The 21022-nt window shown below is 42.5% G+C and carries 17 protein-coding genes; 14 read left to right on the top strand and 3 right to left on the bottom strand.

The genetic code is table 11. From position 1 onward, the window contains the following. Positions 1-7: 7 nt before the first annotated feature. Positions 8-397, top strand: a complete 390-nt coding sequence (locus ADH49_RS07110) for an Asp23/Gls24 family envelope stress response protein (RefSeq protein WP_006595687.1) — start codon at positions 8-10, stop codon at positions 395-397. Further along, positions 390-818 (top strand): transcription antitermination factor NusB, encoded by a 429-nt coding sequence (gene nusB / locus ADH49_RS07105; RefSeq protein ID WP_048691133.1) that lies wholly within the window; start codon positions 390-392, stop codon positions 816-818. The genes ADH49_RS07110 and nusB overlap by 8 nt, the downstream gene beginning before the upstream one ends. A gap of 249 nt (positions 819-1067) precedes the next feature. On the opposite strand, the gene ADH49_RS07100 is transcribed toward nusB, so the two are convergent. Next, entirely contained in the window at positions 1068-2033 is a 966-nt protein-coding gene (locus tag ADH49_RS07100; protein WP_048691131.1) for a LacI family DNA-binding transcriptional regulator, read from the bottom strand. Further along, positions 2014-3468, bottom strand: coding sequence for a sucrose-6-phosphate hydrolase (locus ADH49_RS07095; protein WP_048691128.1), 1455 nt, complete (start codon positions 3466-3468; stop codon positions 2014-2016). The genes ADH49_RS07100 and ADH49_RS07095 overlap by 20 nt, the downstream gene beginning before the upstream one ends. 380 nt (positions 3469-3848) lie before the next feature. Here ADH49_RS07095 and ADH49_RS07090 point away from each other — a divergent pair, with 380 nt between their 5' ends. The 4 genes from ADH49_RS07090 to ADH49_RS07075 all read left to right on the top strand — a co-directional run bounded on the left by ADH49_RS07090 (position 3849) and on the right by ADH49_RS07075 (position 7979). Next, positions 3849-5807 (top strand): sucrose-specific PTS transporter subunit IIBC, encoded by a 1959-nt coding sequence (locus tag ADH49_RS07090; protein ID WP_048691126.1) that lies wholly within the window; start codon positions 3849-3851, stop codon positions 5805-5807. Between the two features lie 199 nt (positions 5808-6006). Then, entirely contained in the window at positions 6007-6900 is an 894-nt protein-coding gene (scrK, locus tag ADH49_RS07085; protein WP_048691124.1) for a fructokinase ScrK, read from the top strand. Positions 6901-7007: 107 nt separating this feature from the next. Further along, positions 7008-7418 carry a peptide deformylase gene (locus ADH49_RS07080; protein ID WP_048691122.1) on the top strand — a complete coding sequence of 137 codons (411 nt, stop codon included), beginning with the start codon at positions 7008-7010 and terminating at the stop codon, positions 7416-7418. Between the two features lie 45 nt (positions 7419-7463). Then, a complete protein-coding gene (locus tag ADH49_RS07075) occupies positions 7464-7979 on the top strand; it encodes a phosphatase PAP2 family protein (protein ID WP_048691120.1) in 516 nt (171 codons plus the stop codon). A 61-nt stretch (positions 7980-8040) separates the two neighbouring features. Here the strand turns inward: ADH49_RS07075 and queG are convergent, their stop codons facing one another. Continuing rightward, positions 8041-9174 (bottom strand): tRNA epoxyqueuosine(34) reductase QueG, encoded by a 1134-nt coding sequence (queG, locus tag ADH49_RS07070; protein ID WP_048691115.1) that lies wholly within the window; start codon positions 9172-9174, stop codon positions 8041-8043. Positions 9175-9317: 143 nt separating this feature from the next. Between queG and manA the strand changes: the two genes are divergently transcribed. The 8 genes from manA (at position 9318) to recG (ending at position 20897) form a co-directional block, all read left to right on the top strand. Continuing rightward, positions 9318-10262 carry a mannose-6-phosphate isomerase, class I gene (gene manA / locus ADH49_RS07065; RefSeq protein WP_048691113.1) on the top strand — a complete coding sequence of 315 codons (945 nt, stop codon included), beginning with the start codon at positions 9318-9320 and terminating at the stop codon, positions 10260-10262. A gap of 126 nt (positions 10263-10388) precedes the next feature. Continuing rightward, a complete protein-coding gene (locus tag ADH49_RS07060; protein WP_048691111.1) occupies positions 10389-11129 on the top strand; it encodes a MerR family transcriptional regulator in 741 nt (246 codons plus the stop codon). A 374-nt stretch (positions 11130-11503) separates the two neighbouring features. Continuing rightward, a complete protein-coding gene (locus tag ADH49_RS07055; protein ID WP_048691108.1) occupies positions 11504-13348 on the top strand; it encodes an APC family permease in 1845 nt (614 codons plus the stop codon). Between the two features lie 301 nt (positions 13349-13649). Then, entirely contained in the window at positions 13650-16169 is a 2520-nt protein-coding gene (gene secA / locus ADH49_RS07050) for a preprotein translocase subunit SecA (protein ID WP_048691105.1), read from the top strand. Between the two features lie 20 nt (positions 16170-16189). Next, entirely contained in the window at positions 16190-17221 is a 1032-nt protein-coding gene (locus tag ADH49_RS07045) for a 3-deoxy-7-phosphoheptulonate synthase (protein WP_048691103.1), read from the top strand. Between the two features lie 83 nt (positions 17222-17304). Further along, the gene (acpS, locus tag ADH49_RS07040; RefSeq protein ID WP_006595699.1) at positions 17305-17667 is read left to right on the top strand and encodes a holo-ACP synthase; all 363 of its coding nucleotides are present in this window, start codon (positions 17305-17307) and stop codon (positions 17665-17667) included. After that, entirely contained in the window at positions 17657-18784 is a 1128-nt protein-coding gene (alr, locus tag ADH49_RS07035) for an alanine racemase (RefSeq protein ID WP_048691101.1), read from the top strand. The genes acpS and alr overlap by 11 nt, the downstream gene beginning before the upstream one ends. Positions 18785-18881: 97 nt before the next feature. Next, entirely contained in the window at positions 18882-20897 is a 2016-nt protein-coding gene (gene recG / locus ADH49_RS07030; RefSeq protein ID WP_048691097.1) for an ATP-dependent DNA helicase RecG, read from the top strand. The last annotated feature ends 125 nt before the right edge of the window (positions 20898-21022 follow it).

Below are 21022 nucleotides of genomic sequence, written 5' to 3'. Positions count from 1 at the left end.
AACTTCTATGGCAACTGAACAATACGGCGAAATCGTCATTGCACCTCGTGTGCTAGAAAAAATTATTGCGATTGCGACTGCAAAAGTAGATGGTGTTCATTCTCTTGAAAACAAGAGTGTATCGGATAGCCTTTCAAAACGTGCTCTAGGACGTGGGGTTTACCTTCGTACACAAGAAGATGGTCAAATCTCTGTTGATATTTACCTTTATCTAGAGTATGGTGTAGCAGTCCCTAAAGTAGCGGTTGCGATCCAAAAAGCAGTAAAAACAGCTGTCTACAATATGGCAGATGTCACCTTGGATGATGTCAATATCCATGTGGTTGGAATCGTGACTGAAAAAGCAGCGAAACCTGATTTGAAAGATTTGTTTAATGAGGATTTCCTCAATGACTGATATTTTATTTGAATCACGTCGTGATCTACGGGAGCGTGCCTTTCAAGCTCTAATGAGTTTAGAGTATGAAGGGGATGTTGTAGAAGCGTGTCAATTTGCTTTTACTCATGACAAAGAGGAAACTGACCAGGAAGTGGAAATTCCAGCTTTTCTACTCAATTTGGTATCGGGTGTTCGTCAATCAAAGGATGAATTGGATCAACAGATTGCCCAACACTTGAAAACTGGATGGACCGTCGAACGCTTGACTCTAGTGGAGAAAAACATTCTTCGTTTGGGTGTGTTCGAAATCACTTCCTTTGATACCCCTCAGCTGGTTGCAGTGAATGAAGCAATTGAATTAGCTAAAACATTTTCAGATGAGAAATCTGCTCGGTTTGTGAATGGTGTCTTAAGTCAATTCGTAACGGAAGCAGAATAAGATAGAAAAGAAACCACCTTTGAGGGTGGTTTCTTTTTGAGTATAGAGCTTTGCTTGATCATGATAAGGAAAAAGACTGGTACAAAAGTTCGGTCTTCTCAATTGACTTTGGATTGTCTAACAAGACGCAGTGGTTGAGTGGGCTCTACTGCGCTGATTTTATCAGCTTTTACAGCCCTACTCAACTGTGCGGAGGTGGGACGACGAAATCGAATTCTAACGAATTACCGATTTCTGTCCCACTCTCTTTTAAACACTTTTTCCTGGTAAAACACTAACAGGGAGAAAATAGCCTGTTGTTTTTACATCTTTTCCTTCGATTTTTTGAAGAAGAAGGTCGACCGTCAGGCGAGCAATCTCTTGTAAGGGTTGCTTGATGGTGGTGAGACGGGGGAAATAATTTTCGATAAAGTAGGTCCCGTCATAGCCAATGATCTTCAGGTCTTCTGGAATGGCAATGCCGAGTTCGTCAGCGATTTTCATCACCAAAATAGCCGTTAGATCGTCAGACGCAAAGATGGCATCCGGTTTTTGCTGGGTCAAGATGGACTTGATTTCCATTTCTTTGCGAATGGGTGAATAATCACTGGAAACATTGATAATTTGTGCTTCTGGTAGGACGGAAGCAAAGCCAGCATGCCGGAGGCCAGTAGGGGAATTGGAGTTATCATTCCCTGTGAGCATGATAATCTTTTTTGCCCCCGTCTTGGCAAGGGTTTCCGCAGCGAGAACGCCCCCAGCGTAGTTATCCGACGAGACGACAGGAATCTCAGGGGAGAGGTTCCGGTCAAAGGCGATGATAGGAGCTGTGACTCGGTTATAATCTTCAATTCCCAGATTATGACTACCAGAAATAATCCCATCTACTTGATTGGCTTCTAGCATTTCGATGTATTCACGTTCTTTTTCCGAATCATGCTCGCTATTACAAATAATGGTTTTGTACCCATGTTTGAACAATTCTTCTTCCAGTTTATCGATTAATTCTGCATAGAAGACATGGCTGATTTTTGGGAAGATTAAGCCGATTAACTTGGCTGATTTTCCTTGTAGGCTCCGAGCGATCGAATTGGGCTTGTAGCCCAATTCTCTCATGGCCTCTTTAACTTTTGAGACAGTTTTTTCAGATAAATAGCCCTTTTTGTTAATGACTCGTGAAACTGTCGTGGGGCTGACGCCAGCTAATTTGGCGACATCAGTGAGCTTTGCGACCATAGTCTAGTTCGTAGTATGTTCCGGTAGGCGTTCCAGATTTAATCAAAATACCAGTTTGATCAGTATGCGGGAAGACGCGACCAGAGAATACTTTTTCTCCTTTGTTGATAAAAATTTCAAAAATAGAATGATCGATGAAAATAGTAGCAGTTGTAGCTTGGTTTTCAATAGGGCAAGTACGAGTAGTCCCAAACTCTTGGGCATATTGTTGGCCAGCTTGGCTACGATCGACAATGACTTGACCATTTGCAATATCGAAAGTAATAGAAAGTCCTTTGCCTTCTTTATCGGCTAGGAGAACAATCTCACTTTTGCTATTTGCTTCAAAGGCTAATTCTAATTCGTAACAATTGTTGGTAACTTCTTTGTTGGTAAACTCGGATGAAGTGGAGCGGAGCTCTTTAACAGCCTCAACTGGGTATTGATAAAGTTTACCGTCCTTAATACTTAACTCTTTGACCAAAGAGAAAGCTCCTTGGTGGTCGTAACGATCAGATGGATAAGCGACATCTGGTAAACCTAACCAGCTAACAGTTAATGCTCTTCCATCAGGGGCATTGAAGCCTTGAGTTGCATAAGCTTCGAAGCCGTAATCCAAATTTTGCAATTCAGATACGTCAACTAAACGAGCCTGTTCAGGATCAAAAGAAGCCCCAATCTTATACATATTTGGGTAGATATTGTCGTAATCGAGGACCGCTTTGTCCAAACCTTGAGGGCAATAAAGAAGGATAGGTTGCTCGCCGACGAAGACCAAGTTAGGACATTCCATCATATAAGCTGTACAATCATTGTTGAAATCAAGATCGCCTACCTCAACCCAGTTGGTATAATCGTTATTCACTGCTTTGTAAAGACGAACGAATCCTTTTTTCTCAAGGTCTTGACCACCGACGATGGCATAGTATTGGCCTTTGAAATTAAAAATCTGTGGGTCGCGGAAGTGATCAGTAGAATCAGCGGGTTGATCAATCAAGATTTTGTTAATTTTTTCAATCTTTCCTTCTTTGTCCATCAAAGCGCCGACTTGGTAGGGATGACGGACCCATTCTTCATCGCGAACATTTCCAGTATAGAATAAGAATAGTTTGTCATCAAACTGCATAGCAGAACCAGAATAGGCTCCATGGCTATCTAAAGGTGTGTCAGGCAAGACCTTCACTCCGGTTTCATTAAAATGGACTAAATCGTCACTTTCGAGTTGTACCCAAGACTTCAACCCATGAGCGGCTCCAAACGGAAAGTTTTGGTAAAAGAGGATCCATTTGCCATCAAAATAAGAGAAACCATTTGGGTCATTCAAGAGACCAGATGTTGGTTCAACATGGTAGTGAGTATGCCAAGGGGATTTGGCCATCTTTTCTTTAATTCGTTTCTTTTCTTCTTCGGTCCAGTCTTCATACCGTTTGTACCGAAGTTCGGTTGTCCATTCCATTTGACTCCTCCAAAATTTTTCTTACTTCCATAGTACCGATTTCTATAAAAAAAAGCAAGACTTTGGCCAAAGAATTGAGAAAAAATGTCAAACGTTTGTCATAAAATATTGGAGTCAATCCTAGATTTGGTTTATGAAAACAAATGAAAGTATGAAAGTTTTTGAAAATTTTAAAACAGGGTATAGACTTTGATATAGAGTGTATGGTCTTTTCGGTGAGTGAAAATGAAAAATTCATCTTTCAAACAATCAAAAATCGCAAATAAATACCAAAAACTTTCTGCAAAACGGTTGACATATTTTTAATACGTGGTACAATTAAGAGCGTAGAGATGGTTTAACCGTTTTCAAAACAATAAAAAATAAGGAGATTTTTGCAAATGTCAAATACAGAAATTGCAAAAAAAGTCATCGATGCGATCGGTGGAGTTGAGAACGTTAGCAGTGTTGCTCACTGTGCGACTCGTCTTCGTGTGATGGTCAAAGATGAAGCAAAAGTCGACAAAAATGCTGTCGAAAATATTGAAAAAGTTCAAGGAGCTTTCTTTAACTCAGGTCAATACCAAATCATCTTTGGTACTGGTACTGTAAACAAGATTTATGATGAGGTAGTAGCTCTAGGCTTGCCAACTTCATCAAAAGATGAAATGAAAGCTGAAGCCGCTAAACAAGGAAATTGGTTCCAACGTGCCATCCGTACTTTTGGTGATGTCTTTGTACCGATTATTCCAGTTATCGTTGCGACAGGTCTCTTCATGGGTGTTCGTGGTCTCTTGAATGCCCTAGGTGTAACTCTTCCAGATGATGTTACGACTTATACTCAAATTTTGACAGATACGGCCTTTATCATCTTGCCAGGTCTTGTCGTGTGGTCAACCTTCCGTGTCTTCGGTGGGAATCCAGCAGTTGGTATCGTTCTTGGTATGATGCTTGTTTCTGGTTCACTTCCAAATGCCTGGGCTGTTGCATCTGGTGGTGAAGTGACTGCTATGAAATTCTTCGGCTTTATTCCAGTCGTAGGCTTGCAAGGATCCGTTCTTCCGGCCTTTATTATCGGGGTTCTTGGTGCGAAATTTGAGAAATCACTTCGAAAAGTTGTTCCAGATGTCCTTGATCTTTTGGTAACACCATTCGTAACCCTCTTTGTAATGTCTATTCTTGGACTCTTCGTCATTGGACCGGTTTTCCACGTAGTTGAAACCTATATTTTATTTGCTACAAAGGCAATTCTTAACTTACCATTTGGTTTTGGTGGATTAGTTATTGGTGGGGTACACCAAGTTATTGTCGTATCAGGTGTTCACCATATCTTTAACTTGCTTGAAGTTCAACTGCTTGCAGCTGATCACGCAAATCCATTTAATGCTATTATCACAGCTGCCATGACAGCGCAAGGTGCTGCTACCGTAGCGGTTGGTGTGAAAACTAAAAATCCTAAACTAAAAGCACTTTCATTCTCAGCTGCTTTATCTGCCTTCCTTGGTATTACCGAGCCTGCGATCTTTGGGGTTAACTTACGTTATCGTAAACCATTCTTCCTTTCATTGATTGGTGGTGCTATTGGTGGTGGATTAGCTTCACTTCTTGGACTTGCTGGTACAGGAAATGGTATCACAATTATTCCAGGGACACTCCTTTACATTGGTAATGGACAACTCTTACAATACATTTTAATGGTAGCTGTATCGTTTGCTCTTGGATTTGCTCTTACTTACATGTTTGGTTTTGAAGATGAACAAGATGAATGGCAAGATCAAATGACAGATGTTCTTTCTAAAGCTACAATCCCAAGTGTTGCATTGCGAGTGGCTCTTGATAAAGAAAATAACGAAACGGAAAAATTAGTTGAAGAAGAAACAACTGGAACTGTTCCAGAAACTCTTCAAGATGAAACGATTATCTCTCCAATCGTTGGACAAGCGGTTGCTTTAGAAAATGTGAATGACCCTGTCTTCTCAAGCGGTGCGATGGGGCAAGGGATTGCAGTGAAGCCATCTGAAGGTGTTGTTTATGCTCCTGCAGATGCAGAAGTAACCATTGCTTTTGCAACGGGACATGCTTTCGGCTTGAAGACAGCCAATGGTGCTGAAGTTTTGATCCACGTTGGGATTGATACAGTTTCAATGAACGGTGAAGGGTTTGATCAAAAGGTTGCGCAAGGTGACAAGGTCAAAGCTGGCGATGTTCTTGGAACATTTGATTCTGCTAAAATTGCAGCAGCTGGTCTTGATGATACAACAATGGTCATCGTCACAAACACAGCTGACTATGCTTCAGTAACTCCAGTAGCTACTGGTGCAGTTGCTAAAGGCGATGCGATTATTGAAGTAAAAGCATAATTTAAAATATGATTGCTCAAGGACTGGTTAGGGTATCCTCCAGTCCTTGAATTTTGTTTGGAGATGAGGTTTGGAATAAAAAAGTTTCTCACCTAATGTTGAAACATAAATAAGAGTAGTTTTTTCTATAAGGAATAGAAGTGAACCGTTTTCCTTTATGATATAATAGAAAAAAAGAGAATTGAAGAAGAGGATTGATATGACTAAATTATATGGAAGTCTTGAAGCTGGTGGAACAAAGTTTGTTTGTGCTGTAGGTGACGAAAATAATAACGTCATTGAAAAGACACAGTTTCCAACAACAACCCCTATTGAAACCCTTGATAAATGTATTGAGTTTTTCTCTAAATTTGATAATCTTGCTGGTTTAGCGATTGGTTCATTTGGACCGATTGACATTGATAAAAATTCAAAAACATATGGTTTTATTACAACAACTCCCAAACCCCATTGGGCGAATATTGATGTGGTAGGGGCTTTCCGTCGTGCATTAAATGTACCGATTTACTTTACAACGGACGTAAATAGCTCGGCATATGGTGAAGTTGTCGCTCGTAATAATGCGGGTGCACGGATTGAAAACCTAGTCTACTATACAATTGGTACAGGTATTGGTGCAGGTGTCATCCAGCGTGGTGAATTCATTGGTGGAGTGGGACATCCTGAAATGGGCCATTACTATGTTGCTAAACACCCAATGGATGTTGAAAAAGAATTTAATGGTGTGTGCCCATTCCACAGAGGCTGTTTAGAGGGTCTTGCGGCTGGTCCAAGTCTGGAAGCTCGTACTGGTATTCGTGGGGAAAATATCGAACTCAATAGCTCTGTATGGGATATCCAGGCCTACTATATTGCTCAAGCTGCTGTCAATGCTACTGTAACCTTCCGACCAAATGTGATTGTATTTGGCGGAGGAGTGATGGCACAACAGCATATGTTGGATCGCGTTCGTGAAAAATTCACAGTATTATTGAACGGCTACTTACCAGTTCCAGATGTTCGTGACTACATCGTGACTCCTGCGGTAGCTGGAAATGGTTCAGCAACCTTGGGTAACTTTGTCTTAGCAAAACAAGTCAGCAAAAAAGACTAATCAGGTAAGGCTGAATCAACAAAAAGCATGAAATGCTAGGGGAGGGAGTTCTTCGTCGGTAAGATGGATGAATGACCTTCTCTTTTTTAAGCAAGAGAGGAGAGAAGATGGAAAAAGCCATTATGAAGGATCCCTTCTTTTTGAGTCAAGTGTCTGAAGAAGCGACAAAAGAGGATTTGTATCTGGCGCAAGATTTACAAGATACCTTACGAGCTCACCAGGATTCCTGTGTTGGCATGGCGGCCAATATGATTGGTGTACGCAAGCGAGTGATCATTATCCAATTTGGTTTGATGCCCTTGGTTCTCTTTAACCCTGTTCTAGTCAAGAAAGAAGGAGTTTATGAGACAGAAGAGGGGTGTCTTTCTTTGGCAGGGAGCCGAAAAACGAGCCGCTTTGAAAAGATTCAGGTCTCCTATCGCGACATGAATTGGAAGCCTCAGCTCATAAGCTTAGAAGGTTTTGCGGCTCAGATCTGCCAGCATGAGCTAGATCACCTGGAAGGGATTTTGATCTAGGTCCAGTTGCTGCTTATTAAGGAATCGATCGAAGAGAAATTGTTGATGAAAAAAGAATATTTGTTCTATGAACGGGTTAGACCATTTTTTGTGTCCCATCCCTATTATCTTTCTTTATTAAAGTGGGCTAACCGCCTCGTCACCCTCCTGATGCCACTCCTTTACTTTTATGTTCTTTGGGCAGCCTATCTGAAAGCTTCCGAGCTTTGGGTTGTTCTTGCCTATCTGTTGGTTCCAGCCTCTGGCTTTATTTTATTGAGTGTCATTCGAAAAGCAATCAATTGGCCCCGTCCCTATGAGCTTGGCGCATTTCCACCTCTCTTAGAGAGAGAAGGCAAGGGGAGTTCCATGCCAAGTCGGCATGTTTTTTCGGCGGCAATCATTTCGACGGTAGCTTGGGGTGTGAATCCTCTTCTATCGAGCCTAGGTCTCTTCTTGGCTCTGCTATTGGCAGGAGTTCGTGTTCTGGCGGGACTCCATTTTGTCCGTGATGTCGTAGTCGGATTTGTCGTTGCACTCCTATGGGGGATCGTCAGTTTTTCTCTATTAGGAATTTTCTGATAGAGGCTGTATGAGAGAAGAAAGAAATGATTAAAAACTGCCTAACTTAGTTAGGCAGTTTTTAATTATGTGAGATTTGGTGTTGGAATTTTTGGAAGAACCGTTCACGTTCTTCTATAATCGCAGGACTAGGGTTTTTGAGGGAAGTTAACAAATCAACCAAGTCAGGTGTGACTTCTCGAATCAGCTCTCCCAGTGACCAAATGGCTGTTGCAATATGAATCTGGTTTTGCGAGGTTTCGATGATTTCTAACAGTTTAGGAATAGCAGACCGGTCATTAGCATTGGCCAAAGCAATGATAGCATTGCGCTGGAGAATATTCTTTCCCCGCCAACTACCAGCGACCATTCCAAATTTTTCCTTGAATTGTCCATTGGATAACTCAATAAAGGGGATTAATTCTGGATGAGCTAGTTCAGGATCGATATCAGTGGCTAATGGATTGTCCAGACCACGATTGTAGGGGCAACAGATTTGACAGATATCACAACCGTAGATGACCGTTTTAATCTTTTTACGGAATTCCAGATCCATCATCCCTTTGTCTTGGGTCTGAAAGGAAAGGCAACGTCGGGCATTCATAGAGCCATCTCCGATTAAACAAGAAGTCGGGCAGGCTTCTACACAGCGGTTACAATCTCCGCAACCATAGTCAACGGCTTGATCGGGTTCAATCTCTAGGTTGGTGATAAGCTCCCCTAAAAACATATAAGAACCGTATTCTTTTGAGATGACGAGGCCGTTCTTTCCGATAAAGCCAATCCCTGCTCGTTGAGCAACCGCGGTATCCACTAAGGCACCGGTATCCACCATGCCCTTGTATTCGAAGTCGGCGGTTAATTCTTCAATCCCTCGTGCTAGGCGGTCTAATTTATCCTGCAAGACATAGTGATAATCAAGCCCCCAGCTATTGGGGGTGAATTTTCCGCGTTTATAGGCCGTCTTCTGAGGTTGTTGTTTTAACTTGTGGGGATAGGCAACGGCAATGGAGATAATCGTTTTAGCAGAAGCTAAACTTAAGCGTGGTTGGATTCGTTCTTCAATATTTTTGTGCTCAAAACCAGAATTTCGGCCTTCTTCCACAGCTAGGCGGAGGGATTTTTCTAAATAGGAAAAATCATCTGCCGTGGTAAAGCCAATTTTTGAAATACCAATGGAGTGAGCCAATTCAATAATAGATTCTTTGAGGTTCATATACCTATTATAGCGGAAAGCTGGTAAAAATGCGAAAAACGTGCAAAAAATTAAAAAGGGTCTAAACAGCTTGGCATGGCTTTCAAAAATGAGTAGAATTTGGTATAATAAGGTATTGAATACAAGGATATATGGAGGCAGGTATGTCACAACCGTTATTTTTACAATCCGTCATGCAGGAAAAGATTTGGGGTGGAACTAGATTACGAGATGAGTTTGGCTATGAAATCCCGAGCGATCATGTTGGTGAATACTGGGCTATTTCGGCCCATCCACATGGTGTTTCTGTTGTTAAGAATGGACCTTATGCTGGAATGGGCTTAGACCAACTATATACAGAGCATCGCGAATTGTTTGGGAATCGACCAGAACCGGTCTTTCCTTTGTTGACAAAGATTCTAGATGCTAATGACTGGCTTAGTGTTCAGGTTCACCCAGATGATGCCTATGGAATGGAGCATGAAGGAGAACTTGGGAAAACTGAATGCTGGTATATTATTGCCGCTGATGAAGGGGCAGAAATTATCTATGGTCACCACGCCCAGTCTAAGGAAGAATTGCGCCAAATGATCGAAGCCAAAGAATGGGATGATCTGTTAGCGCGGGTTCCTGTGAAAGCGGGAGATTTCTTCTATGTGCCAAGTGGAACCATGCATGCCATCGGTTCGGGTATTTTAATCTTGGAAACCCAGCAATCAAGCGACACGACGTATCGAGTTTACGACTTTGATCGCAAAGATGATCAAGGAAATTTACGTGAGTTGCACATTGAACAGTCCATTGATGTGCTGAACTTAGGGGCTCCAGCGAATAGCCGACCGGTTGAGGAAAAAGTCGATCACTTGTCGTCTACTTTGTTAGTGGCCAATGACTTCTTTGGGGTTCACAAGTGGGTAGTCAATGGGGAGGTTCGATTTGAAAAGACCCATGATTATAGCTTGTTGAGCGTTCTCTCAGGGCAAGGAAGCCTTCAGGTGGATGGGGTAGATTATCCGATTGGAAAAGGAGATCACTTTGTCTTAACGAGTGATGTTGAATCTTGGACTTTGGAAGGGCAAGATTTAGAATTGATCGTGAGTCATCCATAAAAAAGAAAGGGTTTGAGTTAAAAGCTGTGGACAACTCAACCCTTTTTTATCTGAAAACTATTTTTATGTTAAGTCTTGACTCTGACCTAAGGGGAGGGATTATACTATCTTTGTAAGGAGGAAATCATGTACCATATCAAAGAAGCTGCAGAGCTGTCAGGTGTCTCTGTCAAGACCTTGCACCACTATGACAAGATAGGACTTCTCGTCCCTGTGAAATCTGAAAATGGCTATCGGACATACAATCAAGAAGATTTAGAACGATTACAGGTGATTCTCTACTACAAGTATCTAGGGTTTTCCTTAGACCAAATAGCAGAACTCTTAGCCGAAGAAAAATCTAACTTATTGCCCCATTTGACCAAACAGTTGGACTATTTGACTCAAGAAAGGCAACGCCTGGATACCTTGATTTCCACCTTGCAAAAAACCATTCAGGAACAAAAAGGAGAAAGAAAAATGACCATTGAGGAAAAATTTACTGGATTTAGTTACCAAGATACTAAAAAATACCATCAAGAGGCGGTAGACAAGTACGGTCAAGAAGTCATGGACCAAGCGCTTGAACGCCAAAAAGGTCGAGAAGAGGAGGCGACAAGAGCCTTTAATCAAGTCTTCCAAGTCTTGGCGAAAAACTTCCAGGCTGGTTTGCCAGTAACAGCATCGGAAAATCAAGAAGAAGCAACCAAACTTTTAGATACGATTCGAACGTATGGATTTGACTGCTCTATAGAGGTTTTTGGCCATATCGGCAAAGGCTATGCCTATAATCCAGAATTCAAGGAAAACATCGACAAGTTTGGCGCTGGTACAGCCCAGTACACTTCGGATGTCATTGCCTTTTATGTCGAAAATCAAGCAAAATAAAAAAGTGAGAGTGGGACAGAAATCGGTAATTCGTTAGAATTCGATTTCGTCGTTCCACCTCCGCACAGTTGAGTAGGGCTGTAAAAGCTGATGAAATCAGCGTAGTAGAGCCCACTCAACCACTGCGTCTTGCTCGACAATCCAAAAATAATTGAGAGGCTAGGATTTTTGTCCCAGCCTCGTTTTTTGCTTGGATCAATTTGAAAAGAAGCTGGCAGATCTAAGAGAGCTCGAATGAATGAAGACAATGAAAACTTTATGAAAATTTCACAATTTAAGTTGACAGTCTTGAAAAAAAGGAGTAGAATAACCCCTGTTTTATGAAAAGAGGCAGGGAATTCCCGGCCTCATGATCTTTTTTCAAGGAGTTTTTTATGTTTTCAACATTGAAAAAATGGTTTATTGGCCGTCCGTTGAAATCTGGTGCAGAAGGTGAAGGAGGATTGCTAGGGAAAATGCAGGCCTTGGCCATGCTCTCTAGTGACGCACTTTCTTCTATTGCCTATGGTCCAGAACAAGTTATCCTGGTCTTGATGACCGTATCAGCAGGAGCTATTTGGTGGTCAATTCCAATTGGGATTGTGGTCCTGGTTCTCCTAGCCAGTTTAACGATTTCTTATCGTCAGGTCATTCATGCCTACCCTCAAGGGGGAGGAGCCTATATGGTGACTTCGGAGAACCTGTCTCCCAAAGCGGGGTTGATCGCTGGTGGAAGTCTTTTGGTTGACTATATGCTGACGGTAGCGGTATCTGTTTCTTCTGGTGCAGATGCCATCACGTCAGCGATTCCCTCTTTTCATCCTTATAATCTTCACATTTCCATTTTGTTGGTCTTGCTTTTGATGCTGATGAACCTTCGGGGACTGCGCGAATCAGCCACATCCTTGATGATTCCGGTCTATCTGTTTATTGTCAGTACCATTGCCTTAATCGGCTATGGCGTGATCCAAATTTTGACAGGGCATTTGGCCTATAACGCGACTGCGCATGTTGGCCAAACCATTTCAGGAGTCAGCATCATTCTCTTGTTGAGGGCCTTTACGAGTGGATCCGCTTCCCTAACAGGGGTGGAAGCCATCTCCAATTCGGTTCCCTTCTTTAAGAAACCAAAAGCAAAGAATGCAGCTTCTACCTTGACCATTATGGCTTTGATTTTGGGGATCATGTTTGCAGGGATTACCTTTCTCAATTACTGGGTGGGTGTTGTTCCAGCAAAAGGGGTAACAACTCTAGCCCAAATGGCCCAAGCTATCTTAGGGAATTCCCCAGTCGGTCAAGCCTTCTTCTACGTTTTCCAATTATCAACAGCCTTGATCTTGGCAGTTGCGGCTAATACAGGGTTCTCCGCCTTTCCAATGTTGGCCTTTAACATGGCCAAAAACAAATACATGCCACACATGTATATGGAAAAAGGGGATCGTCTAGGCTATTCCAATGGGATTTTGACATTGGCGATTGGTGCGATTGTTTTGCTCTTGATCTTCGATGGACAAACAGAAAGCTTGATTCCGCTCTATACCATTGGGGTCTTCATTCCTTTTGCCCTTTCTCAAACAGGGATGGTCATTCATTGGAAACGCCAATATCAAAAAGGATTTCTTAAGTATTCCCTTGCCAATATCCTGGGGGCAGCCATATGTTATGGGATTGTCTTGATCCTCTTATTATTCCGTTTGGGTGAGATCTGGCCCTTCTTCCCTATTATTGGTCTCTTGCTTTGGATGTTCTTGAGTATTCGTAATCACTATGATAAAGTTGCGGCTCAATTGCGCTTGGGAGGTAAGATTGAAAAGACAAGTTATGCGGGCAATACCGTGATTGTCCTTGTTGGGAATGTCACTCAGGTAAGTGTGGGAGCTATGAGTTATGCAAATAGCCTAGGAAACGATGTTATAGCTATGCACGTCTCAACGGAAGAAACCAAGGTCAAAGATGCTGAGGTAGCAGAAGAATTTAAGCGGTATTTCCCTCATATTCGCTTTGAAAATGTCATGACGAGTTACCGGGATATTATCCAGCCAACGGTTGAATTTGTCTCAAAAGTAGCTGAGGAGGCCAAGGAAAAAGGGAACACCGTCACAGTCTTAGTTCCTCAATTCATCCCTAAAAAACATTGGCAAAATATTCTCCACAACCAAATGAGTTTGAAATTGAAGTATGCGCTTCGTTGGCATGAAGAAGTGGTTGTGGCAAGCTATTCTTACCATTTGTCTGAATAACTATCGCATAAAGAAGAGATGTCTACTATAGAGGTGATTCGGATTAAAAACAAAGTTTTAGTAGATGATTGAATAATTCTAACGAGTATAATTTTTATAGAATTTATTAGATTTGTATCAATGAACAGTTTGTCTTCACTTTCAGATGTCTGCTTGAGTAGCCATCTTTTTGGATTTTCTCACACGAAAAAACCACTCGAAAGTCTTGTAAGATACAGCCTTAATCTTGAAAAAATGTTTAAAAAATGCTACAATAAAGAGAACGTTTAAAATTTAAGAAATTTGAAAAGTAAGGAAACTAATGGCTAATTTATTAAAAACAATTATCGAAAATGATAAAGGTGAATTAAGACGATTGGAAAAGATGGCAGACAAGGTCTTCTCATACGAAGATCAAATGGCTGCCTTGTCAGATGATGAACTGAAAGCGAAAACAGAAGAGTTCAAGCAACGCTACCAAGATGGTGAATCATTGGATGACCTTCTGTATGAAGCTTTTGCGGTAGTTCGCGAAGGTGCCAAGCGTGTCTTGGGCTTGTTCCCTTATAAAGTACAGGTCATGGGGGGTATTGTTCTTCACCATGGTGACGTTCCAGAAATGCGTACAGGGGAAGGAAAAACCTTGACTGCGACCATGCCGGTATATTTGAATGCCCTATCTGGCCAAGGAGTTCACGTTGTCACTGTCAATGAATACCTGACAGAACGTGATGCGACTGAGATGGGTGAGTTGTACTCATGGCTAGGTCTTTCAGTTGGGATCAACTTGGCTGCAAAATCACCGTCTGAAAAACAAGAAGCTTATGCTTGTGACATCACTTATTCAACCAACGCGGAAATAGGTTTTGACTACTTGCGTGACAACATGGTTGTTCGTGCCGAAAATATGGTACAACGTCCTTTGAATTATGCCTTGGTTGATGAGGTAGACTCCATCTTAATTGATGAAGCCCGTACGCCATTGATTGTTTCAGGTCAGACTTCTACAGAAACTAGTCAACTCTATCACATGGCGGATACCTATGTAAAATCTTTGGAAAAAGAAGACTATATTATTGATGTCCCTTCAAAAACGATTGGTTTGTCAGATTCTGGGATTGATAAGGCTGAAAGTTACTTTAATCTTGAAAACTTGTACGACATTGAAAATGTTGCCTTAACACACTACATCGACAATGCCCTCCGTGCTAACTACATCATGATTTTGGATATCGACTATGTAGTCAGTGAAGATCAAGAAATCTTGATCGTCGACCAATTTACAGGTCGTACCATGGAAGGTCGTCGTTATTCTGACGGCTTGCACCAAGCGATTGAGGCTAAAGAAGGTGTACCAGTCCAAGAAGAAACCAAAACATCAGCTTCTATTACTTACCAAAACTTGTTCCGGATGTATAAGAAACTTTCAGGGATGACAGGTACTGGTAAAACAGAAGAAGAAGAATTCCGTGAAATCTACAACATTCGCGTTATTCCAATTCCAACTAATCGTCCGATTGCTCGTATTGACCATCCGGACCTTCTCTACCCAAGCTTGAAATCGAAGTTTAAAGCTGTAGTAGAAGATGTAAAAGCTCGCTATGAAAAAGGACAACCAGTCTTGGTGGGTACCGTTGCCGTTGAAACCAGTGACTACCTATCCCGCCTCTTGGTTGAAGCAGGCGTTCCTCACGAAGTCTTGAATGCGAAAAACCACTACAAAGAAGCGCAAATCATCATGAACGCTGGTCAACGTGGTGCCGTTACCATCGCGACCAACATGGCCGGACGTGGTACCGATATCAAGCTCGGTGAAGGGGTTCGTGAACTCGGTGGACTTTGTGTGATTGGTACAGAGCGTCATGAAAGCCGTCGTATTGATAACCAGTTGCGTGGACGTTCTGGACGTCAAGGGGATCCAGGTGAATCTCAATTCTACCTTTCTCTTGAAGATGAGTTGATGCGTCGTTTCGGTTCAGAGCGCATCAAAGCCTTGCTAGACCGCTTCAAACTAAGCGAAGAAGAATCTGTTATCAGATCTAACATGTTTACACGCCAAGTTGAAGCAGCTCAAAAACGAGTGGAAGGGAACAACTATGACACTCGTAAGCAAGTCCTTCAGTATGATGATGTTATGCGGGAACAACGCGAGATTATCTACTCTCAACGCTATGATGTCATTACAGCGGATCGTGATTTGGCGCCAGAAATCAAGGCCATGATCAAACGGACCATTAAACGGATCGTTGAAGGAGCTAGCCACTCAAGCAAGGAAGAGCGGATCGAAGCTATTCTGAACTTTGCCAAATACAATTTGGTCCCTGAAGATACTATTTCTGAGAGCGATATTGAAGGCAAATCTGATAAAGATGTGATTGATTACTTGTACAAACGTGCTGAAGAGGTTTATGAAAACCAAGTAGCGAAATTACGCGATGAAGAAGCAGTCAGAGAATTCCAAAAAGTCTTGATCCTTCGTGTTGTGGATAGCAAATGGACCGATCACATCGATGCCTTGGATCAATTGCGTAATGCTGTCGGTCTCCGTGGTTATGCACAAAACAATCCTGTGGTTGAATACCAATCAGAAGGATTCCGTATGTTCAACGATATGATTGGCTCCATCGAATTTGATGTGACTCGTTTGATGATGAAAGCTCAAATCCATGAACAAGAGCGTCCACGTACAGAACACAGTATTTCAACGACAGCGACTCGTAATATTGCCGCTCAAAAAACTGATTTACCAGAAGATCTTGATTTGAGTCAAATTAAACGCAATGACATCTGTCCATGTGGATCTGGTAAGAAATTTAAAAACTGCCACGGTAAAAAACTCTAATCGGATGAAAGGATCAGCCTATGTCTTTTACAGTTACTAGCCCAATCATTGATGAAACAGCAGTAACCTCTCTTTATTGCTTAGAAGGTAAACATTTAGCTCGCAAAGAAGCGCGTGACCGTGAACTAGCCTCTATTTTGAAGGGGGAAGACAAGCGGATTTTGCTTGTGATGGGACCATGTTCATCAGATAATGAGGAAGCAGTGATGGAATATGCTCGTCGCCTTGCAGCCCTTCAAGAAGAAGTTCAAGATCGGGTCTTCATTGTGATGCGGGTCTACACTGCTAAACCTCGGACCAATGGAGATGGCTATAAAGGCTTGATGCATCAGCCGGATACTGCTTCAGAACCTAGTTTTGTAGCTGGCTTAAAGGCGGTTCGTCGCCTGCATCATCGAGTGATCACCGAAACTGGTTTGACAACAGCAGATGAACTGTTGTATCCAGAGACTTACCCATTTGTTGAGGATCTCCTTTCTTATGTTGCCATTGGGGCACGTTCTGTAGAAGATCAAGGCCATCGATTTGTGGCGAGTGGCATCTCAGTCCCAACTGGATTGAAAAATCCAACGTCTGGAAATCTGTCGGTTATGTTTAATGCAATTTATGCTGCACAACATGGGCACCATTTCTTCTATAATGGTCGTTCTGTGGAGACAAGTGGAAATCCATTCGGACATGCTATTCTGCGTGGAGCTTTAGACGCGAATGGGAAAAACATTCCAAACTACCACTATGAAGATCTGCTAGAAGCTGCGCATCGTTACCAGGCCTTGGGCTTGCAACATCCATTTATCCTGGTTGATACCAATCATGATAATTCTGGGAAGAAATTTGCTGAGCAGATTCGCATTGTCAGAGAAACCCTTACAAATCGTAGCTGGAATCCAATTATCTATGATGTAGTCCGTGGATTTATGATTGAATCTTATCTAGAGGACGGTCGTCAAGATCAACCAGAAGTATTTGGTCAATCGATCACAGACCCATGCTTGGGTTGGGAAAAGACAGAAAGCTTAGTACGAGAAATTTATCAGTATGTAGCTGAATAAGAGGAGAGGGCTGGAGAAAATATTCTCAGCCCTTTCCTTCTTAAATAGAGTTGCTGATAGAAAATCATTAAAGAGGAAAAGATATGATTGTTGGACATGGGATAGATATCGAATCGATCCAATCCATTGAACAAGCCTACCAGAGGCATCCGAGATTTGCTTCCAAGGTATTGACAGAGACGGAACGAGAACGGTTCGACCAATTATCTGGAAAAAGAAAAATGGAATACCTGGCAGGTCGATGGTCTGCCAAAGAAGCCTTTTCCAAGGCTTGGGGAACAGGAATTGGTCCAGTAGGATTTCAGGATCTGGAAATTCTGACCAATCAAAAAGGAGCTCCCTATTTTTCAAAAGCTCCTTTTAGTGGAAAGATTTGGGTATCGATTAGTCACTCAGGCGATTTAGTTTCGACCAGTGTCATTTTGGAGGAAAGAAATGAAAGCTAGTATACATAGACCAACGCGAGCATATGTGGATGTAGAGGCTATTGCCTATAATGTTCAGCAAATACAAGCCCATATTCCGAAAGAGACCTTGACCTTTGCAGTTGTCAAGGCAAATGCATACGGCCATGGAGTTGAGCCAGTGGTAGAACGTTTATTGCCACTAGTAGATGCTTTTTGTGTCTCCAACCTAGATGAAGCCTTGGAAGTTCGCCAAGTAGCAGGTGAAAAACCGATCTTAATTTTGGGCGTTGCACCAGTAGAACACGTTGCGATTGCCATCAAAGAGGAAATTCGTTATACAGTAGCTAGTCTCGAGTGGTTGAAAGCATTGTTGGCTGAAAAGTCTGATTTGACTGGGTTGAAGGTTCATATTAAAGTGGATTCAGGAATGGGACGAATTGGTTTTCGTTCGGCAGAAGACTTGCAGGAAGCCATGATCCTATTAAGAGACCATGGAGCAGAAGTGGAAGGGATCTTTACTCATTTTGCTACAGCTGATGAGAAAGATGACCGGCATTTCCAAGGCCAATTGCAACGATTTAAGAACTTATTGGAGCTCTTGCCCTATACTCCTAAAATCGTTCATGCCAGCAATTCAGCAACAACTTTATGGCATGCTGATACCATTTTTAATGCTGTCCGACTGGGCGATGTCATGTATGGTCTCAATCCAAGTGGAAGAGAGTTAGAGCTTCCCTATAGCATCCGTCCTGCTCTGAGTCTGGAAACAGAATTGGTCCATATCAAACCACTAGAAGTGGGGCAGACAGTTGGCTATGGAGCGACCTATCAGACTAGTGAGGAAGAGTGGATTGGGACCATTCCAATTGGCTATGCAGATGGCTGGACCAGAGATATGCAAGGTTTTCATGTCCTTGTTGATGGGCAATGCTGCCCGATTGTCGGTCGCGTATCCATGGACCAAATCACCATTCGCCTACCGAAGGCCTACCCGATTGGGACTAAGGTAGTATTGATCGGAAGGGATGGTGATTTAGCTATAACGACAACGGATGTAGCAGTCTATCGAGGCACGATCAACTATGAGGTTGTTTGTGTCTTGAGTGATCGCGTACCAAGAGTTTATCGTCCAACAAAGGAAGACAGTGGGAAGTAAGTTGTTTGTCTTTTCCCAGCTTCCTTTTATAAAAAGTTCGAGATGAAAGAGGTTGATGACGGTGGTCCCAGCCTCCTTTCTTATCTAGGAGGAAAGAATGAACTTACACCAACCACTTTCTGTCCTGCCAGGAATTGGACCGAAATCAGCAGAAAAATACAAGAAATTGGGAATCGAAACGGTTGAGGACCTCTTGCTCTACTTCCCATTTCGGTATGAAGATTTTAAATCAAAAAATGTTTTAGATCTGGAAGATGGAGAAAAAGCAGTTGTTTCTGGAATTGTTTCCACCCCAGCCAATGTCCAGTATTATGGTTACAAGCGTAACCGTCTTCGCTTTACCATTAAACAAAGGGAGCTGGTCCTAGCAGTTAGTTTCTTTAACCAGCCCTATCTAGCGGACAAGATTGAACTAGGGCAAACAGTAGCTGTATTTGGTAAATGGGATAAGGCCAAGGGAGCTTTGACAGGGATGAAGCTGTTAGCCCAAGTCGAAGATGACCTTCAACCGGTCTACCGCTTATCTCAAGGGGTGAGCCAGTCAGCTTTAGTAAAGGTTATCAAGACGGCTTTTGAAGTAGGCTTGGATCAGCTATTGGAAGAAAATCTCCCTCAAATCTTAATGGACAAGTACCACTTGCTTTCTCGCAGACAAGCAGTCAGGGCCATGCATTTTCCCAAGGATCTTGAAGAATATAAGCAGGCCTTGAGACGAGTGAAATTTGAAGAATTGCTCTTTTTCCAATTGCAACTGCAGGTCTTGAAGGAAGAAAATCGTTCCGTCGGACAGGGAATCGTCTTGGATTGGGATAAGAAGAAGCTAAAAGCTCTTCAAGCTAAGCTTCCTTTTACGTTGACAGAAGCTCAGGAGCGAAGTCTGAACGAAATTCTAGCAGATATGCGTTCTCCTTACCACATGAATCGTCTCTTGCAAGGGGATGTCGGAAGCGGGAAAACGGTCGTTGCTGGGTTGGCCATGTATGCTGCTGTGACAGCTGGCAAGCGAGCGGCCTTGATGGTCCCAACTGAAATCTTAGCTGAGCAACATTTACAAAGTTTGACCTCTCTCTTTCCTAGTCTTAGAATTCTTCTTTTAACAGGCAGTCTAAAAGCTGCGGAGAGAAGAGAACGCTTGGAATTGATTCAGACAGGGCAAGTGGACCTTATTGTGGGAACCCATGCCTTGATTCAGGAGGGGGTTCATTTTCATGATCTCGGATTGGTCATTATTGATGAGCAGCACCGTTTCGGTGTAGCCCAAAGACGGATCCTGCGTGAAAAAGGCCAAAATCCGGATGTCTTGATGATGACAGCGACCCCAATTCCCCGGACTCTGGCAATCACTGCTTTTGGAGATATGGATGTTTCGATAATAGACCAAATGCCAGCAGGTCGAAAAGAGATTATCACCCGCTGGGTTAAGCATCAACAGTTAAATTTAGTCTTGGATTGGCTGGTCAAAGAAATCCAAAAAGGTTCCCAAGCCTATGTCATTTCTCCCTTGATTGAAGAATCGGAAGCCTTGGACCTCAAAAATGCTATTGCTCTAGAGGAAGAATTGATTGCTTATTTTGGAGACCGAGCCCGTATTGCTCTCCTTCATGGTAAGATGAAGGGGGAAGAAAAAGAGGCCATTATGCAGGCATTTAAGCAGGGAGAAATTGACTTACTAGTTTCTACAACTGTAATCGAGGTCGGCGTCAATGTTCCCAATGCTACCGTCATGATTATCATGGATGCAGACCGCTTTGGTTTGAGCCAATTGCACCAGTTGAGAGGTCGGGTAGGGCGTGGTGATAAGCAGTCTTACGCAGTATTAGTTGCCAATCCCAAAACAGAATCTGGTAAGCGTCGGATGAAAATCATGACCGAAACCACCAATGGGTTTGTCTTGGCAGAAGAAGACCTCAAGCTACGAGGCTCTGGGGAAATCTTTGGAACACGTCAATCAGGTATACCAGAATTTCAAGTGGCCAACCTCATTGAAGATTATCCAATCTTAGAGGAGGCACGAAAGGTAGCTGTTCAGGTGGTCGCAACTCCTAATTGGCGAGAGCATCCAGATTGGCACTGTCTGTCTCTACATTTGGAACAGAAAGAACACTTAGATTAAGAAGTGATAAGAAAGAGACTGAGACAAAAGTCCGGCCTCTCAATTATCTTTGGATTGTCGAACAAGACGCAGTGGTTGAGTGGGCTCTACTACGCTGATTTTATCAGCTTTTACAGCCCTACTCA

Origin of the sequence: Streptococcus sp. 400_SSPC (genome assembly GCF_001072745.1) — a bacterium.
Lineage (GTDB): Bacteria > Bacillota > Bacilli > Lactobacillales > Streptococcaceae > Streptococcus > Streptococcus xiaochunlingii.
This window is presented reverse-complemented; position numbering and strand designations above follow the sequence as displayed.

Coding starts and splice junctions, on each gene's coding strand:
- ADH49_RS07110 (WP_006595687.1), top strand. CDS start 8: ATGGCAACTGAACAATACGGCGAAATCGTCATTGCACCTCGTGTGCTA.
- nusB (WP_048691133.1), top strand. CDS start 390: ATGACTGATATTTTATTTGAATCACGTCGTGATCTACGGGAGCGTGCC.
- ADH49_RS07100 (WP_048691131.1), bottom strand. CDS start 2,033: ATGGTCGCAAAGCTCACTGATGTCGCCAAATTAGCTGGCGTCAGCCCC.
- ADH49_RS07095 (WP_048691128.1), bottom strand. CDS start 3,468: ATGGAATGGACAACCGAACTTCGGTACAAACGGTATGAAGACTGGACC.
- ADH49_RS07090 (WP_048691126.1), top strand. CDS start 3,849: ATGTCAAATACAGAAATTGCAAAAAAAGTCATCGATGCGATCGGTGGA.
- scrK (WP_048691124.1), top strand. CDS start 6,007: ATGACTAAATTATATGGAAGTCTTGAAGCTGGTGGAACAAAGTTTGTT.
- ADH49_RS07080 (WP_048691122.1), top strand. CDS start 7,008: ATGGAAAAAGCCATTATGAAGGATCCCTTCTTTTTGAGTCAAGTGTCT.
- ADH49_RS07075 (WP_048691120.1), top strand. CDS start 7,464: ATGAAAAAAGAATATTTGTTCTATGAACGGGTTAGACCATTTTTTGTG.
- queG (WP_048691115.1), bottom strand. CDS start 9,174: ATGAACCTCAAAGAATCTATTATTGAATTGGCTCACTCCATTGGTATT.
- manA (WP_048691113.1), top strand. CDS start 9,318: ATGTCACAACCGTTATTTTTACAATCCGTCATGCAGGAAAAGATTTGG.
- ADH49_RS07060 (WP_048691111.1), top strand. CDS start 10,389: ATGTACCATATCAAAGAAGCTGCAGAGCTGTCAGGTGTCTCTGTCAAG.
- ADH49_RS07055 (WP_048691108.1), top strand. CDS start 11,504: ATGTTTTCAACATTGAAAAAATGGTTTATTGGCCGTCCGTTGAAATCT.
- secA (WP_048691105.1), top strand. CDS start 13,650: ATGGCTAATTTATTAAAAACAATTATCGAAAATGATAAAGGTGAATTA.
- ADH49_RS07045 (WP_048691103.1), top strand. CDS start 16,190: ATGTCTTTTACAGTTACTAGCCCAATCATTGATGAAACAGCAGTAACC.
- acpS (WP_006595699.1), top strand. CDS start 17,305: ATGATTGTTGGACATGGGATAGATATCGAATCGATCCAATCCATTGAA.
- alr (WP_048691101.1), top strand. CDS start 17,657: ATGAAAGCTAGTATACATAGACCAACGCGAGCATATGTGGATGTAGAG.
- recG (WP_048691097.1), top strand. CDS start 18,882: ATGAACTTACACCAACCACTTTCTGTCCTGCCAGGAATTGGACCGAAA.